The organism is Streptomyces sp. AJS327, from assembly GCF_013450295.1.
Classification (GTDB): Bacteria; Actinomycetota; Actinomycetes; order Streptomycetales; family Streptomycetaceae; genus Streptomyces.
This window is the reverse complement of sequence record NZ_SKBR01000002.1, coordinates 1,295,556-1,310,784: the sequence shown is the minus strand read 5'-3', so window position 1 is coordinate 1,310,784 and position 15,229 is coordinate 1,295,556. Positions and strand designations below refer to the sequence as shown.

The 15,229-nt window shown below is 73.5% G+C and carries 13 protein-coding genes; 5 read left to right on the top strand and 8 right to left on the bottom strand.

Annotated elements, in window-relative coordinates; all coding sequences use genetic code 11:
- Positions 1-185 precede the first annotated feature (185 nt).
- The 7 genes from E0L36_RS15250 to E0L36_RS15220 all read right to left on the bottom strand — a co-directional run bounded on the left by E0L36_RS15250 (position 186) and on the right by E0L36_RS15220 (position 10,438).
- On the bottom strand, positions 186-2,651 hold the full coding sequence (locus E0L36_RS15250) for a PQQ-dependent sugar dehydrogenase (RefSeq protein ID WP_308416768.1): 2,466 nt from the start codon (positions 2,649-2,651) through the stop codon (positions 186-188).
- 211 nt (positions 2,652-2,862) lie between these two features.
- Positions 2,863-3,861, bottom strand: coding sequence for a sugar phosphate isomerase/epimerase (locus E0L36_RS15245; RefSeq protein WP_180929565.1), 999 nt, complete (start codon positions 3,859-3,861; stop codon positions 2,863-2,865).
- Positions 3,862-3,943: 82 nt separating this feature from the next.
- Complete coding sequence (locus E0L36_RS15240) at positions 3,944-5,122, bottom strand: Gfo/Idh/MocA family protein (RefSeq protein WP_180929564.1); 1,179 nt, start codon at positions 5,120-5,122, stop codon at positions 3,944-3,946.
- Positions 5,123-5,207: 85 nt separating this feature from the next.
- Positions 5,208-6,266 carry a substrate-binding domain-containing protein gene (locus tag E0L36_RS15235; protein WP_180929563.1) on the bottom strand — a complete coding sequence of 353 codons (1,059 nt, stop codon included), beginning with the start codon at positions 6,264-6,266 and terminating at the stop codon, positions 5,208-5,210.
- Positions 6,263-7,267, bottom strand: coding sequence for an ABC transporter permease (locus E0L36_RS15230; RefSeq protein ID WP_180930025.1), 1,005 nt, complete (start codon positions 7,265-7,267; stop codon positions 6,263-6,265). Before E0L36_RS15230 ends, E0L36_RS15235 begins: the two co-directional genes overlap by 4 nt.
- Positions 7,264-8,820 carry a sugar ABC transporter ATP-binding protein gene (locus E0L36_RS15225; RefSeq protein WP_180929562.1) on the bottom strand — a complete coding sequence of 519 codons (1,557 nt, stop codon included), beginning with the start codon at positions 8,818-8,820 and terminating at the stop codon, positions 7,264-7,266. Before E0L36_RS15225 ends, E0L36_RS15230 begins: the two co-directional genes overlap by 4 nt.
- A gap of 436 nt (positions 8,821-9,256) precedes the next feature.
- Positions 9,257-10,438 (bottom strand): ROK family transcriptional regulator, encoded by a 1,182-nt coding sequence (locus E0L36_RS15220; protein WP_180929561.1) that lies wholly within the window; start codon positions 10,436-10,438, stop codon positions 9,257-9,259.
- A gap of 262 nt (positions 10,439-10,700) precedes the next feature.
- On the opposite strand from E0L36_RS15220, the gene E0L36_RS15215 reads away from it, so the two are divergent.
- The 3 genes from E0L36_RS15215 (at position 10,701) to E0L36_RS15205 (ending at position 12,492) form a co-directional block, all read left to right on the top strand.
- Positions 10,701-11,399 carry a class I SAM-dependent methyltransferase gene (locus E0L36_RS15215; RefSeq protein WP_180929560.1) on the top strand — a complete coding sequence of 233 codons (699 nt, stop codon included), beginning with the start codon at positions 10,701-10,703 and terminating at the stop codon, positions 11,397-11,399.
- Positions 11,400-11,500: 101 nt separating this feature from the next.
- Complete coding sequence (locus E0L36_RS15210; protein ID WP_180929559.1) at positions 11,501-11,707, top strand: hypothetical protein; 207 nt, start codon at positions 11,501-11,503, stop codon at positions 11,705-11,707.
- 179 nt (positions 11,708-11,886) lie between these two features.
- The gene (locus E0L36_RS15205) at positions 11,887-12,492 is read left to right on the top strand and encodes a dihydrofolate reductase family protein (protein ID WP_180929558.1); all 606 of its coding nucleotides are present in this window, start codon (positions 11,887-11,889) and stop codon (positions 12,490-12,492) included.
- A gap of 114 nt (positions 12,493-12,606) precedes the next feature.
- Here the strand turns inward: E0L36_RS15205 and E0L36_RS15200 are convergent, their stop codons facing one another.
- Positions 12,607-13,098 carry a hypothetical protein gene (locus E0L36_RS15200; protein ID WP_180929557.1) on the bottom strand — a complete coding sequence of 164 codons (492 nt, stop codon included), beginning with the start codon at positions 13,096-13,098 and terminating at the stop codon, positions 12,607-12,609.
- A gap of 536 nt (positions 13,099-13,634) precedes the next feature.
- On the opposite strand from E0L36_RS15200, the gene E0L36_RS15195 reads away from it, so the two are divergent.
- The gene (locus E0L36_RS15195) at positions 13,635-15,068 is read left to right on the top strand and encodes an OFA family MFS transporter (RefSeq protein WP_180929556.1); all 1,434 of its coding nucleotides are present in this window, start codon (positions 13,635-13,637) and stop codon (positions 15,066-15,068) included.
- Positions 15,065-15,193, top strand: a complete 129-nt coding sequence (locus E0L36_RS27695; protein ID WP_258016318.1) for a hypothetical protein — start codon at positions 15,065-15,067, stop codon at positions 15,191-15,193. The genes E0L36_RS15195 and E0L36_RS27695 overlap by 4 nt, the downstream gene beginning before the upstream one ends.
- The last annotated feature ends 36 nt before the right edge of the window (positions 15,194-15,229 follow it).

Here is a 15,229-nt window from a genome sequence, read left to right as displayed (position 1 = left end):
CGCGGACGGCCCGGCCGCGCCGGGTGCGCGCGTCCGGCCCGTCCACCGCCGCCGGTTCCGCCACCCCCTCCCGCTCGGTGTCCCGCCGTGCTCGCTCGTGCCCTGTTCTCGCGTGTTCTCGCGTGTGCCGTCCGGGCCGTCCGCCCGCCCCGCGAAGGCCGGTCGCGGGACGGGCGGGTGGGCGGTCAGTTCCGCGTCACGGTGAAGCTGTCCACGTCGTACAGCGCTCCCGCACCGCCGGTGAAGACCAGGTACAGCGGGACGGATCCCTCCGGGGCGCCGCTGAGCGCGGTGCTCACCTCGCTCCAGCCGTCACCGGCACCGACCTTCGCGGTGCCGAGCAGCGTGCCGTCCGGGGCTCCGGCGCGGACCTCCAGCGCGCCCTCCCCCGCGGAGCGGACCCGGGCGGTCAACTCGGCGGCGTCGCCTGGCACGTAGGGGTCGAAGGCGATCCACTGGCCGTTCTCGGCCCCGGTGACGGCCTTGCCGCCCTCGGCGCCCTCGGCTTCGCCGACGGTGACGCCGTCGGCCGCCTCGCTGTGGTGCTCGGCCTGCCGGTGCTCGGGCTGGAGGACGCTCTGCGCGCCGCCGGTGAGCGGCGGCTGCCCGCCTCCGCCACCGTCGGTGTAGCGGGCGTCGATGACCCCGAAGATGTTGGCGTTGGGGTCGTGTTCACCGTCGCTGGAGGTCTTGAGGGTGCCGGAGCAGCCGGTGGCGCTGGTGATCGGATGGCCGTGGCTGTCGTGACCCAGGACGTAGGAGACCTCCACCCGCTCGCAGTCGATCTCGCCGTCCTCCGGGTCGGTCACCGTGACCTCGAAGGGGATCTCGTCACCGAAAGCGAACGGCTGCCCGTCCCGGGGCAGTTTCAGCTCGACGGTGGGCGCGGTGTTCCCCACCGTCACGTGCACGCTGGCGGTGCCGGTGGCCCCGGAGGGGTCCTCGGCGGTGAGCGTCGCCGTGTAGCTGCCGTTCTCGGTGTAGGTGTGGGTGGGGTTGGCCTCGGTGGAGCCGCCGCCGTCCCCGAAGTCCCAGCTGAGGCTGAGGTCGTCGCCGTCGGCGTCGCTGGTGCCCTCGGAGGAGAACGCGACCTGGAGGGGCGCGGTCCCGCTGGTCACGTCGGCGGTGGCCTGGGCGATCGGGGAGTGCCCGCCGGTGGTGGCCTCTATGCGGTAGACGGCGGAGTTCTCGTCCCCGGCGAAGTAGCCGGTGCCGTAGTCCAGGACGTACAGCGCGCCGTCCGGGCCGAACTCCATGTCCATCACCTGGGTGCCCTCCCAGGGCACGTCGTGGATGGCGCCGGGGGCGCCGTCGGCGCCCTGCTCGATCCGTTTGATCCACTGGCGCCCGAACTCACCGGCGAAGAAGTCCCCGTCGTACTCCTCGGGGAACTTCACCGCGGAGTCGAGGTCCGGGTCGAACCGGTAGACGGGGCCGCCCATCGGGGACTCGGAGCCGTCCCCGAACTCCGGTACGGAGGCGCCGTCGTAGGAGATCCAGCCGGGTTTGGCGGCGGGCAGTTCGGTCAGCCCGGTGTTGTGCGGCGACTCGTTCCGCGGGGCGGCGCAGTCGAAGCTCTCGCCGGAGGAGCCGTCCGCGAAGTCGTGGTCCACGTAGGGGTCGTTGTCGCCGTGGCAGTACGGCCAGCCGTAGTTGCCGGGTTCGGTGATCCGGTTGAACTCGACCTGCCCGGCGGGGCCGCGGGCCGGGTCGGCGGTGCCCGCGTCCGGCCCGTAGTCACCGACGAGGATGGTGCCGGTCGGCTTGTCGACGCTCATCCGGAACGGATTGCGGAAGCCCATCGCGTAGATCTCCGGCCGGGTCCGCTCGGTGCCCGGCGCGAACAGGTTGCCCTCCGGCACCTCGTACGTGCCGTCCTCCTGGACCGTGATCCGCAGGATCTTCCCGCGCAGGTCGTTGGTGTTGGCCGAGGAGCGCTGGGCGTCGAACGCGGGGTTGCGGTCGGCGCGTTCGTCGATCGGGGTGTAGCCGTCGGACTGGAAGGGGTTGGAGTCGTCGCCGGTGGACAGCAGCAGGTTGCCGTCCTTGTCGAAGGCGATGTCCCCGCCGACGTGGCAGCAGATGCCCCGGTTGGCCGGGACGTCCAGGATGGTCCGCTCACTGTCGGTGTCCAGGGTGCCGTCCTCGCGCAGGACGAAGCGGGAGAGCCGGTTGACGCCGTCGAACGGGGCGAAGTCCTCGGCCTTCCCGGTCTCCGGCGCGTCACCCGCCGGGGTGTCCAGTGGCGGCGCGTAGTAGAGGTAGACGAAGCGGTTCTCGGTGAAGCCGGGGTCGACCCCCACGCCCTGTAGTCCCTCCTCGTCGTGGTCGTAGACGGGGATCTCCCCGGCGACCTTGGTGGTGCCGCCCCGGTCGGTCAGCCGCAGGGTGCCCTCGCGGGCGGTGTGCAGCACCGAGCCGTCGGGCAGGACCGCCAGGGTCATCGGCTCGCCCGTCTCCTCCACCCCCTTCGCGAGGGTGACCTGCTGGAATCCCTCGTCCGCCGCCTTCGCGGCCGGGGCCCCGCCGGGCGGTGGCGCCGCCTGGGCCGGGGCCGCCGCCAGGCCACCGCCGACCATCAGGACGCTCGCCAGGAGCGCCAGGCCGGTGCGGAGTCTCCGCCGTCGTGCGCCGCGCGGTCTGCTGTACACGCGTGTCCTCCTGAGAAGGGGTAACGGTCAGTGCTGAGTTCGCCGTTCGCGACGCCGTGTGTGGAGGGCACGGCGCGTGACCGTGGTGCCGGTGGTGCGTGGCGTGCTGGGCATGACACGTGGGACGGGGCGCGTGGGTGGTGCGGCGTGCGGTGGCGGGTGGGCCGCCGGGACGGGCCCGGGCGGAGCCCGGGCCCGGTGGCCGGGCGGGCTAGCTGCTGAAGGCGGCGTCGAAGGAGGAGGTGGGCGGGTCGTAGTCGTACGCCCGCAGGCGGCGGAGCGCCTCCGGGGCGCCGCGGAGCCGGTCCATCCCGGGGTCCTCCCACTCGACGGAGACGGGTCCGTCGTAGCCGATGGAGTGGAGCATCCGGAACACGTCCTCCCAGGCGACGTCGCCGTGCCCGGCGGAGACGAAGTCCCAGCCGCGCCGCGGGTCGCCCCAGGGAAGGTGGGAGCCGAGGCGCCCGTTGCGCCCGTCCAGCCGCTTGCGGGCCTCCTTGCAGTCGACGTGGTAGATCCGGTCCCGGTAGTCGTAGAGGAAGGTGGCCGGATCCAGGTCCTGCCAGACGAAGTGGCTCGGGTCGAAGTTCAGCCCGAAGGCGGGGCGTTCACCGAGCGCGTCGAGCGCCCGCCGGGTCGTCCAGTAGTCGTAGGCGATCTCCCCGGGGTGCACCTCGTGCGCGAAGCGCACCCCCTCCGCGTCGAACACGTCCAGGATCGGGTTCCAGCGCTCCGCGAAGTCCTCGTAGCCCCGCTCCACCATGCCGGGCGGCACCGGCGGGAACATCGCCACCAGATGCCAGATCGAGGAGCCGGTGAAGCCGACGACGGTGCGCACCCCGAGCGCGGCGGCGGCCCGCGCGGTGTCGCACAGCTCGGTGGCGGCGCGCCGCCGCACCCCCTCGGGGTCGCCGTCGCCCCAGATCCGCGCGGGCAGGATGGCCTGGTGCCGCTCGTCGACGGGGTGGTCGCAGACGGCCTGGCCGACCAGGTGGTTGGAGACGGCCCAGCACCGCAGCCCGTACCGCTCCAGCAGCGCGAGCCGCCCGGCGACGTAGCCGGGTTCGTTCAGCGCCCGGGGCACCTCGAAGTGGTCGCCCCAGCAGGCGAGTTCGAGTCCGTCGTAGCCGAAGTCGCGGGCCAGGCGGCAGACCTCCTCCAGGGGCAGGTCCGCCCACTGTCCGGTGAACAGGGTGAACTGTCGGGGCATACGGTACTCCGTGGGGTGTGAGGTGGTTCGGTGGCACGGTGCGTCGGGGCGGCCCCAAGCACGGCGGGCCGCCGGGTTCCGGTCAGCCCGGCCCGGGGACGGAGGTCAGCACGGCGTTGCGCCCCGCGCTCTCCTCGACCGCCGCGAGCACCCGCTGCACCTGGAGGCCGTCGGCGAAGGACGGTTCGGGGTCGGCGCCGGTGGCGATGGCGCGCAGCAGGTCCCGGGCCTGGTGGGTGAAGGTGTGCTCGTAGCCGAGGGCGTGGCCGGGCGGCCACCACGCCTCCAGGTACGGATGGCTCTGTTCGGTGACGAGGATCCGGCGGAAGCCCGACTCGTCGGCCGGGTCGGAGTGGTCGTGGAAGTACAGCTCGTTGAGCCGCTCCAGGTCGAAACCGACCGACCCGCCGGTGCCGTTCAGCTCCACCCGCAGCGCGTTCTTGCGTCCGGCGGCGACGCGGCTCACCTCGAAGGAGGCGAGGGCGCCGGAAGCGAACCGGCCGGTGAACAGCGCCGCGTCGTCGACGGTGACCTCGCCGGTCGACTCGCCCGGCACCGGCAGGGGCCGCTCGTGCACGAAGGTCTCGGTCTGCGCCGAGACGCCGGTGAGCGGTGCCCCCACCAGGTGCTGCGCGATGTCCACGGCGTGCGCCCCGAGGTCGCCGAGCGCCCCCGAGCCAGCGCGCTCCCGGCGCAGCCGCCAGGTCAGCGGGAAGTCCGGGTCGACCAGCCAGTCCTGGAGGTAGCTCACCCGCACGTGCCGGATGGCGCCCAGCCTGCCCTTGGCCACCAGCCGCCGGGCCAGCGCCAGTGCCGGTGTGCGGCGGTAGTTGAAACCCACCATCGCCAACCGGCCCCGCAGGCGGGCCGATCGGGCCGCCGCCGCCATCGCCTCCGCCTCGGCGACGGTGTTGGCGAGCGGCTTCTCGCACAGCACGTGCTTGCCCGCCTCCAGCGCGGCGACGGCGATCTCGGCGTGGCTCTCGCCCGGGGTGCAGATGTCCACCAGCTGCACGTCGTCCCGGGCGATCAGCCGCCGCCAGTCGGTCTCGGCCGCGCCCCAGCCCAGCCGTTCGGCCGCCGCCCGCACCCCGTCGCCGTCCCGGCCGCAGACGGCCGCCATGACGGGGCGCAGCGGCAGGTCGAAGACCCGGCTGACGGTCCGCCAGCCCTGCGAGTGCGCCGCCCCCATGAAGGCGTAGCCGACCATCCCGACACCGATGGTGGGGGCGGCGGTGGGCACTGTGCTGTCGTACGGCATGAGGCTCCTCCCTCTCGGGGACGCGCGGACGCCGACCGGGCCAGTCGGCGCGGGGTGCTGCGGGTGGATCGCGGGGCCGGGACCGTCACGTGAAGCCGACGGGCAGGTACTCGTCGACGTTCTCCTTGGTGACGACGGCGGAGTAGAGGGTCAGCGAGGCGGGGATCTCGAACTCCGCGAGTCCGCCCACCCCCTTGCCCTGGCCGAGGGCGCGGGCCAGGTCGATCGCGGAGGCGGCCATGGTCGGCGGGTAGAGCACGGTGGCCTTCAGCACGCCGTCGTCCTTCTTGATGGCCCGCATGGCGCGCTTCGAACCGGCGCCGCCGACCATCAGGAACTCGTCGCGGCCCGCCTGCCTGATGGCGCGCTCGGCGCCCACGCCCTGGTCGTCGTCGTGGTTCCAGAGCGCGTCGAACTCCGTCTCGGCACGCAGCAGTTGGGCCATCTTGCGCTGTCCCGACTCGACGGTGAACTCGGCGGCCTGGCGGGCGGTCTTCCGGATGTTGGGGTAGTTCTTCAGCGCGTCGTCGAAGCCCTCGGTGCGCTGTTTGGTCAGCTCCAGGTTGTCCGGCCCGGACAGCTCCACCACCCGCGCGCCCTTCTTCCCTCTGAGCTTCTCCCCGATGTAGTGGCCCGCGTTGAGGCCCATGCCGTAGTTGTCGCCGCCGATCCAGCAGCGGTAGGCCTGCTGCGAGGCGAAGACCCGGTCGAGGTTGACGACCGGGATGCCCGCCCGCATCGCCTTCAGCCCGACCTGGGTGAGCGCCTTCCCGTCGGCCGGGAGGATCACCAGCACGTCGACCTTCTTGTTGATCAGCGTCTCGATCTGGCCGATCTGCTGGGCGTTGTCGTTGGAGCCCTCGGTGCTCTCCAGGGTGACGTCCTCGTACTTCCCGGCCCGCTTCCGCGCCTGCTCGTTGATGGCGTTCAGCCAGCCGTGGTCGGCCTGCGGCCCGGCGAAGCCGATGGTCACCTTCTTGCCGGGCCGGTCGTCGGCGATCCCGGCCTGCTCGGAGCCGCCGTCGGCGCCGTCGTCGTTGTTCTCGTTGCTCGTGCATCCGGCGGCGAGCAGCGCGGCACCGGCCGCCGAGCCGAGGAGCAGGTTTCTGCGGGAGGTCGCGGAGCGCTGTGGATTCTCGGTCATGACGTCGTACGACCCTTCTGGACCAGGACGGCGGCGACGATGATCGCCCCCTTGGCGATCTGCTGGACGTCGCTCTGGAGGTTGTTGAGGGCGAACAGGTTGGTGATGGTGGTGAAGACGAGGACGCCGAGCACCGAACCGGTGAGAGTGCCCCGGCCGCCGCTGAGCAGCGTGCCGCCGATGATCGCGGCGGCGATGGCGTCGAGTTCGTAGAGGTTTCCGTTGGTGTTCTGGCCGGAGCCGGTCAGCACCACGAGCATGAAGGCGGCGATTCCGCAGCAGAGCCCGGACAGCAGGTAGAGCATCAGCCGCTGGCGCCGCACCGCGATCCCGGCCAGCCGTGACGCCTCCGGGTTGCCGCCCACCGCGACCGTGCGGCGGCCGAAGGTCGTCCGGTTCAGCAGCAGCCAGCCGAGGGCAGCCACCACCGCGAACACGATGACCAGCGGCGGCACCCCGAGCACGTAGGAGTCGGGGACACCCAGGTCGAGGACCGCGTCCACGGTGACCACCTGGGTCTTGCCGTCGCTGATCTGGAGAGCGAGTCCGCGCGCCGAGGCGAGCATGGCGAGGGTGGCGATGAACGGCACCATCGGGCCGTACGCGATCAGCAGCCCGTTGACCAGCCCGCAGCCCAGCCCCACCAGCACCGCGCACATCAGCATCCCGCCGAGGCCCAGGTCCTGGGTGGCCACGGTGGTGGCCCACACCGAGGCCAGCGCGACGATCGCGCCCACCGAGAGGTCGATCCCGCCCCCGATGATCACGAAGGTGACCCCGACGGTCACCACCCCGATCACCGAGGCCTGGGTCAGGATCAGCTGCATGTTGTCCGTGCTCAGGAACTCGTCCGGCGTGGTGAGCGCGCCGACGGCGGCGAGCACCGCGAGGACCCCGAGCAACGACAGGTGCAGCGGGTCGAGCCGGGGCGCGGCCCGGAGGCGGCGCGGGGACGGCGGCGGCGCGGGCTCCTTCGCCGCGTCGGCGCTGGGCGGACTCAGCACGAGGCGCTCCCTTCCATGACCAGGTCCAGCACCCGGCGCTCGTCGAGCCGCCGGGCGGGCGCGGTGTGTACGACACGTCCCTCGCGCAGCACCAGCACCCGGTCCGCGAGGCCGAGCACCTCGGGCAGGTCGCTGGAGACGAGCAGGACACAGACGCCGGAGTCCGCGAGACGGCGGATCACGGCGTACAACTCGGCCCGGGCGCCCACGTCGACGCCGCGCGTCGGCTCGTCCAGCAGCAGCACCCGGCAGCCGCGCAGCAGCCAGCGCGCCAGCACCGCCTTCTGCTGGTTGCCGCCGGACAGCGTGCGCACCGGGCGCTCCGGATCGTCCGGGCTCAGGGCCAGTTCCCGGGTGTGCTCGGCGGCCGCGGCCCGCTCGCCGCGCGAGTCCAGCCAGCCGCCACGGGAGAAGCGGGGCAGCGCGGAGACCGTGACGTTCCGCACCACCGACTCCAGCAGGAACAGCGCCTGCGACTTCCGCTCCTCCGGGGCGAGTCCGATGCCCGCGCGGACGGCCGCGCGGATGCTCCCGGGGCGCAGCGGCGCCCCGTCCACGAGCACCCGGCCCGCGGTCGGGCGGCGCGCCCCGTACAGCGTCTCCAGGATCTCCGAGCGGCCGGAGCCGACGAGCCCGGCCAGCCCCACGATCTCCCCGGGGCGCAGCTCCAGGTCGAGCGGGGCGAACTCCCCCTCGCGGGCGAGTCCTTCGGCGCGCAGCACCGGTTCGGCTGAGCCCGCGTCCGGGTCCAGGGGCGCGGGATCGGACCCGGACGCGGGGGCTTGGGGAGGGAGCGGCGCGCGGGGCGGGAAGGGCTGCCGCGCGGCCTGCCCGGTCATCAGGGTGACCAGGTCGGCGGTGGGGGTGGTCGCGGCGGGGAGGTCCCGGGCGGCGACCCGGCCGTCCTTGAGCACCGAGACCCGGTCGCCGATCCGGCGGATCTCCTCCAGCCGGTGGGAGATGTAGACGACGGCGACGCCCTCGGAGGTCAGCCGGGCCACCACCCGGAAGAGGTTGGCGGTCTCGTCGGGGTCGAGCGCGGCCGAGGGCTCGTCCATCACTATGAGCCGGGTGTCGTGCGAGAGCGCCCGCGCCATGGAGACGATCTGCGCGGCGGCGGCCGGGAGTTCGCGGACCGGCGTCGCCGGGTCGATCTCCGGGTGCCCCAGCCGGTCCAGCAGCGCCGCCGCCCGCTCCCGCGTCGCGCGCGGCCGGACGATGCCCCGGGTGGCGACCTCGTGCCCGAGGAAGACGTTCTCCGCCACCGAGACGTGCTCCACCAGGTCCAGTTCCTGGTAGATGGTGGCGACGCCGAGCCGCATGGCACGCAGGGGGGTGCTCAGCCGGACCTCGCGCCCCTGCCAGACGATCCGTCCAGCGTCCGGCTGGTGCGCGCCGGACAGCACCTTGATCAGGGTGGACTTGCCCGCGCCGTTCTGCCCCAGGAGGCAGTGCACCTCGCCCGCCTCCACCCCCAGGTCCACGCCGTCGAGCGCGCGGACTCCGGGGAACGACTTGGTGATGCCGGACATGCTGAGCAGCGGTGCCATCGCGGTCCTCCGTACGGACGGGCAGGACGGGCAGAGCGGTTGGCCGGTACGCGGTGCGGCGTAGGCCGTGGTGCGGGGGTGCGGCGACGCGGCGACGCGGCGACGCGGATCGTGCCGGGCCGTCGCGGGCCGTTCCCGGCCGTGCGGGCGGTACGAGCCGTGCGGGCGGTGCGGAACTCACGGTGCGGCAGGTACGAGGTGCGGGAGGTGCGGGAGGTGCGGCCGTGCCGGAGGGCGCGCCGCCACGAGAACGGGCGGCGCGGTGGTGCGCGGATGGTGCCGGGGCCGATCAGCGGTGCGGATGGTGCGGCCGAGCGATGGTGCGGGCCGTGCGGTGACGCGGATCGTGCCGGGCCGTGCGCCGCGGCACCGCCACACGGGGCGGCACCGGGTGCCCGGGCGGCCGGCGGGCCGCCCGGGCGGTTCGGGCGGTTCGTCAGGCGGGCGAGTACAGGTGGTCGGTGATGAGCCGGGCGGCGCCGGTCACCCCCGCCACCTGCCCCAACTCACCGAGAACGATGGGCAGATTGCCGGTCGCCAGCGGCAGCGACTGGCGGTAGACCTGGGTGCGGACGCTGGCCAGGAGATTGTGCCCGAGGCCGGTGACCCCGCCGCCGATCACCACCAGCGCCGGGTTGAAGAAGCTGACCAGCCCCGCGATGACCTGCCCCACCCGGGCGCCGCCCTCCCGGATGAGGTCCAGCGCCGCCGCGTCTCCCGCCGAGGCGGCGGCGGCCACGTCGGGGGCGCTGAGGCGGCCGGCGCTCTCCAGCCGGGTGGCCAGTTCGGCCGAACGGCCGTCCCTCGCCGCCGACTCGGCGTCCCGGGCGAGCGCCGCGCCCCCGAAGTACGCCTCCAGGCAGCCCCGGTTGCCGCAGGCGCACTGCCTGCCGTCGGTCACCACCCGGATGTGCCCGATGTCGCCGGCGCTGCCCGTGGTGCCCCGGTGGACCTCACCGCCGACGACCACACCGCAGCCGATACCGGTCCCGATCTTGACGCAGAAGAAGTCCCGTACCGAGCGCGCGACTCCAGCCTGCATCTCCCCCATGGCCATGAGGTTCACGTCGTTGTCCACCATCACCGGGCAGCCGAGTTCCTGGCCCAGCACCTCACGGACGGGGAAGCCGTCCCACCCCGGCATGATCGGCGGGGCCACCGGCACACCCTCGGGGAACCGGACCGGCCCCGGCACGCCGACACCGGCGCCGTCGAACCCCTCGGCCACCCCGGAGTCGCGGAGCTTCGCCACCATGGCGAGCACCTGGTCGAAGACGGCGACCGGCCCCTCCCGTACGTCCATCGGCTGGGTGAGGTGACCGAGAATCTCCAACTCCGGCCCGGTGACGGCCACATCGATGGAGGTCGCGCCGATGTCCACACCCAGGAAGCGGAGTTGGGGCGCCAGCCGCACGTTGTGCGATCGACGGCCGCCCCGGGAGGCGGCCAGCCCGTCGGCGACCACCAGCCCGGTCTCCAGGAGCCGGTCCACCTCGACCGCCAGCTTGGAACGCGAGAGACGCACCCGATCACCCAGCGCCGCACGGGAGTTGGGCCCGCCGTCCCGCAACAGGCGGAGCAGCCGCGCCTGGTGCGCGTTGCCGGGACGAGCAGTCATGCGCCTCACCGCTACCCCTCCCGCCGCACGTCGGCATCCGGACCGGAACGTCACGGGGAACGTAGCAGCGGCCGGAAGAGCTGGGAAGAAGTCGTGCGGGAATCGATCAGACTTTTTCCCGTGAGAGGACAAAGTGAATCTTCCCCCACTCCGTGGCCTCCTCCCCCTCCCCCGCCCCGCCCGGCGGAGCCCGCCGCCGCACCCGCCCCCGGCACGGAAAACCCACCTGCTCACGGGGGGGTGACGCTGCCAGAATGCGCGGATGCGGAACGACTGGATGCTCGACGAACTCGCCCACGCGGGCCCCGAACACCTCACCCCGGACTTCGTCACCGGATTCGACCGGAAACAGGGCTACCCCGACCCGTCGGAGGACCTCGACCTGCTCGCCGCCCACGGCCTGGACCACACCGCGACGGTGCTCGACGTCGGCGCCGGAACCGGCCAGTTCGCGCTGCGGGCGGCCCGGCGCTTCGGCCGGGTGGTGGCCGTCGAGATCTCCCCCGCGATGCGGGCCGCGCTCCGCGCCCGCGCCGAGGAGGAGGGGCTGGACCGGCTGGAGTGCGTGGCCGCCGGATTCCTCTCCTACACGCACGAGGGGCCACCGGCCGACGCCGTCTTCAGCCGGCACGCCCTCCACCAGCTGCCCGACTTCTGGAAGGCGCTCGCCCTGACCCGGCTCGCCGCGACGCTGCGGCCCGGCGGCCTGCTCCGCCTCCGCGACCTGATCTACGACGTCCAGCCCACCGAGGCGGAGCCGCTGCTGGACGACTGGCTGCGGCAGGCCCACCCCGACCCCGCCACCGGCTACACCGTCGAGGACCTGGCCACCCACGTCCGCACCGAGTACAGCACCTTCCGCTGGCTGCTCGAACCCATGCTGGACCAGGCCGGTTTCGACATCCTCGACGTGCGCTACGAGCACCGGGTCTTCGGCTCCTACCTCTGCGTCAAGCGCTGAAGCGGCCGCCCGGCCCCCACGGGGCCCCGGGACGCGCGGCCGTACGCCCGGGTGGCGGCGCCCGGGATGCGCGGCGCCCGGCGCGGGCGCACGGTGGGCCCATGGCACCGGTCACCGTGTACCCACCTGACGAACAGGGCGCCCGCCGGGTGCGGGCGGACGGCCTCATCCTCGGCCTGGCCTACAACGTGACCGACGTGCTGGAGTTCCTGCGCCGCGCCGGCCTCGACCCCACCGAGGTCGACCTCGGCGGCCCCCTCATCGAATGGCGCGGCGGCGGCCCGGAGACCTGGTCCCCCTCCGACTGAACCGGGCGCGCCGTGGGCAGCCGCCGCCCGCCCTCCTCGGACGAGACGAACGGCCGCCGTGGCGTCAGGGGTTCTCCCGGGGCCCCCGGGGAGGGTCTCGCTTATCCCACGGCGTGACCGATGAGTTCGTGGCTCCCGGCCGGTCACATCTCCTGACACCCACACGGAAGGACACCGCCATGCCGGAGCTTCTCGTCGACTTCATCACCTCCCTCGACGGCCACGCGTCGGGAGAGGGATGGCCCGGGTTCTGGGGCCTTGAGGGCCCGGAGTACCTCGCGTGGCTCGGCGAACAGCCCGAGGCCACCCACCTGATGGGGGCGAACACCTACCGCCAGATGTCGGGCTTCGCCGCCGGGGAGGTCCCCGACGGCCAGGACGAGTTCCGGCCCGAGGAGGAGGCCTCCGTCGACGAACTCACCCGCGCGTCCAAGGTGGTCTTCTCCTCCTCCCTCCAGGCGCCGTTGACGTGGGCCAACACCACGCTCGTCCGGGACGACGCCGTCGAGGCGGTCCGCGCCATGAAGTCGGGTGGCTCGGGGCTCCTCACCACGGTCGGCAGCCTGAGCCTGTGCCGCTCCCTGCTGCGGGCCGGGCTCGTCGACCGCTTCCGGGTCGTGATGTTCCCGGTGATCACCGGGGCCACGGGCGCGGAACGCATCTACGACGGCTATCCGGACGTCGCCCTGGAGATGGTCGACCACCGCACCTTCGACGGCCGCATCCAGCTGGTCGAGTACGAGCCCCGCGTACTCGACCACCCGCCGCTCGGCGCCCCCGCGTGACCTCGCCCCGCCCCCCGGGACGATCAGCCAGCCCGTCGGCCGTGACCTCCGGGGGAAACCTCCCGGCGTCCCGTTCCGCGTCATCCGGGACGACGGGACCGCGCGGGTGGGCGGTCAGGTGCGGCCGCGTTCCTCCTGGGCGCGCTCCAGGGTGGCGGAGCGCGCACTCCAGTCGGCGTGCAGCACGCGGTATCCGGCCGCTCGGTACGCGTCGCACACCCGGGGGTCGTCGTCGACGACCACCGCGACCCGCTCGCGCCCGGCCAGCCCGCGCAGCAGCTCGGGCTTGACCGTCCGGGCCGGTCGACGGTCGGCGTCACCGCGCATGCGCAGGCGTCCGGCCGGGAGCCCCTGCCGCTCCAGCCAGCGCTCGGTGTCGCGACGGCAGCGCTCCGGGCGGCCGGTCACATAGCCGAGATCGCACTCCTCGGCCCAGCGCAGGGCCAGTTCGACGCCTTCGGGGAGCGGCGGGTCACGCGGGGCCGCGCGGAAGAAGGCCCGCCAGTCCCGGGGCGCCGACTCGACGTACCGCAGCCGGTGGCGGACGTCCGCGAGGGTGCCGTCCAGATCGAACACCGCGAGCCCGCGTTCCGTCGGCCGCGCCATCGCTCGCCCCTCTCCTCCGCGCCGTCCCCGAACCCGTCCGAGTATGCCGGGCGCCCGCCCGTCACACCCGCCGTAGGTACGGCGGGGCAGACCGGGGCGGGGCAGGACCACCCGGCGGACCGCGCACCGCGGGCGCCTGCCCGATTCCGCCCGGTGCGCACGGGGCGGCCCGGAGCCGCCCGGGAGCACCGCCCCGGTTCCCGGGGTTGTGCCCCAACCACCCTGACGCGGGCCAACCACCCTGACGCGGGCTGGTTTTCCCCTGTACACGGGGGGAGTGCGCGGCCGGGTCCCCCGGGGGCCGCACGGCCTCCCGGGGGCCCGCCTCCCCGCCCCGACGGACCGTCGAAAGGGTGTGGCCAGGCCCGTCGGAGGCGGGCGCGGAAAGGTGGAAGACGGCGCGCCGGACGAGATCTCGGTTCGGTATCCGAATGGGCGCGGAGGTTTGCCGGGGCGGCGCCGAATCCGGCACTGGACCACGTGATTCCGGTCAGGGTTATGGTCAACTCGGGCCGGGATTCCTAGGGTTCCTCGCCATGACGCCAGGGATACTCGCCCGCTCCCGCAGTGTCGCGCCGGCGGGCTGGAGTCGCTGGCTGGTGCCCCCAGCCGCGCTCTCGGTGCACCTCTCGATCGGCCAGGCGTACGCGTGGAGCGTGTTCAAACCGGCGCTGGAGTCGTCGCTCGGCCTCTCCGGTACGGCCAGCGCGCTCCCGTTCCAGCTCGGCATCGTGATGCTGGGCCTGTCGGCGGCGTTCGGCGGAACCCTGGTGGAGCGGAACGGGCCGCGCTGGGCGATGGCGGTCTCGCTGCTCTGCTTCTCCTCGGGTTTCCTGCTGGCCGCGCTGGGCGCCGCCACCCACCAGTTCTGGCTGGTGGTGTTCGGCTACGGCTTCGTCGGCGGTATCGGCCTCGGCATCGGCTACATCTCCCCGGTGTCCACCCTCATCAAGTGGTTCCCCGACCGGCCGGGGATGGCGACCGGCATCGCGATCATGGGGTTCGGCGGCGGGGCGCTGATCGCCTCGCCCTGGTCGGCGCGGATGCTGGACGGCTTCGGCTCCGACAGCGGGGGCATCGCCACCGCCTTCCTGGTGCACGGGCTGGTCTACGCGGTCTTCATGTCCCTCGGCGTGCTGCTGGTCCGGGTCCCGCCGGAGGGCTGGCGGCCGGAGGGCTGGGAGCCGCCCCGGGAGACCCGCTCGCTGGTCACCTCGGGGCGGGTCTCGGCGCGCGGCGCGGTGCGCACCCCGCAGTTCTGGTGTCTGTGGGTGGTGCTCTGCATGAACGTGACGGCGGGCATCGGCATCCTGGAGAAGGCCGCGCCGATGATCACCGACTTCTTCTCCGGTTCCGACGCGCCCGTGACGGCCTCGGCCGCCGCCGGTTTCGTCGCGCTGCTCTCGCTCGCCAACATGGCCGGGCGGATCGTCTGGTCCTCCACGTCCGACGTGATCGGGCGGAAGAACATGTACCGGATCTACCTGGGCGTCGGCGCGCTGATGTACCTGGGTATCGAGCGGCTGGGCGACAGCTCCAAACCACTGTTCGTCTGCTGCGCGCTGGCCATCCTCTCGTTCTACGGCGGCGGCTTCGCCACCGCCCCGGCGTACCTGCGGGACCTGTTCGGCACCTACCAGGTGGGCGCGATCCACGGGCGGCTGCTCACCGCCTGGTCGACGGCCGGGGTGCTCGGCCCGCTGATCGTCAACCGGGTGGCGGACGCGCAGGAGGACGCCGGGCACAGCGGCTCCGGGCTCTACAGCCTCTCCCTGATGATCATGATCGGGCTGCTGCTGGTCGGCTTCGTCGCCAACGAGCTGGTACGGCCGGTGCACCCGCGCCACCACGAACCCGCCCCACCCCGGGATCCCGCCGGGCCCGCGCCGACGGCACCGGCTCCGCCACCGGGCGCCCCGGACCGCGCGGCCTCCCCCGGCTCCGCCCACTCCGAGGAGGGCCCCAGGTGACCCGCCGCGACCGCGCTCCCGACCGGACCCCGCTGGCGGTGTTCGCCTGGCTCTGGGTCGGGCTGCCGCTGACCTACGGGCTGTACGAACTCTTCAGCACCGCCGCGCGGTTGTTCACCGACTGACGGCGCGGCGCCGACCGCCCGCGCGGCCCCTCCCCC

Bases quoted from the DNA above. Each gene is read 5' to 3' on its own strand.
- E0L36_RS15210 (WP_180929559.1), top strand. From the start codon at position 11,501: ATGGCACCGGTCACCGTGTACCCACCTGACGAACAGGGCGCCCGCCGG.
- E0L36_RS15245 (WP_180929565.1), bottom strand. From the start codon at position 3,861: ATGCCCCGACAGTTCACCCTGTTCACCGGACAGTGGGCGGACCTGCCC.
- E0L36_RS15235 (WP_180929563.1), bottom strand. From the start codon at position 6,266: ATGACCGAGAATCCACAGCGCTCCGCGACCTCCCGCAGAAACCTGCTC.
- E0L36_RS15240 (WP_180929564.1), bottom strand. From the start codon at position 5,122: ATGCCGTACGACAGCACAGTGCCCACCGCCGCCCCCACCATCGGTGTC.
- E0L36_RS15225 (WP_180929562.1), bottom strand. From the start codon at position 8,820: ATGGCACCGCTGCTCAGCATGTCCGGCATCACCAAGTCGTTCCCCGGA.
- E0L36_RS15205 (WP_180929558.1), top strand. From the start codon at position 11,887: ATGCCGGAGCTTCTCGTCGACTTCATCACCTCCCTCGACGGCCACGCG.
- E0L36_RS15215 (WP_180929560.1), top strand. From the start codon at position 10,701: ATGCGGAACGACTGGATGCTCGACGAACTCGCCCACGCGGGCCCCGAA.
- E0L36_RS15220 (WP_180929561.1), bottom strand. From the start codon at position 10,438: ATGACTGCTCGTCCCGGCAACGCGCACCAGGCGCGGCTGCTCCGCCTG.
- E0L36_RS15195 (WP_180929556.1), top strand. From the start codon at position 13,635: ATGACGCCAGGGATACTCGCCCGCTCCCGCAGTGTCGCGCCGGCGGGC.
- E0L36_RS15200 (WP_180929557.1), bottom strand. From the start codon at position 13,098: ATGGCGCGGCCGACGGAACGCGGGCTCGCGGTGTTCGATCTGGACGGC.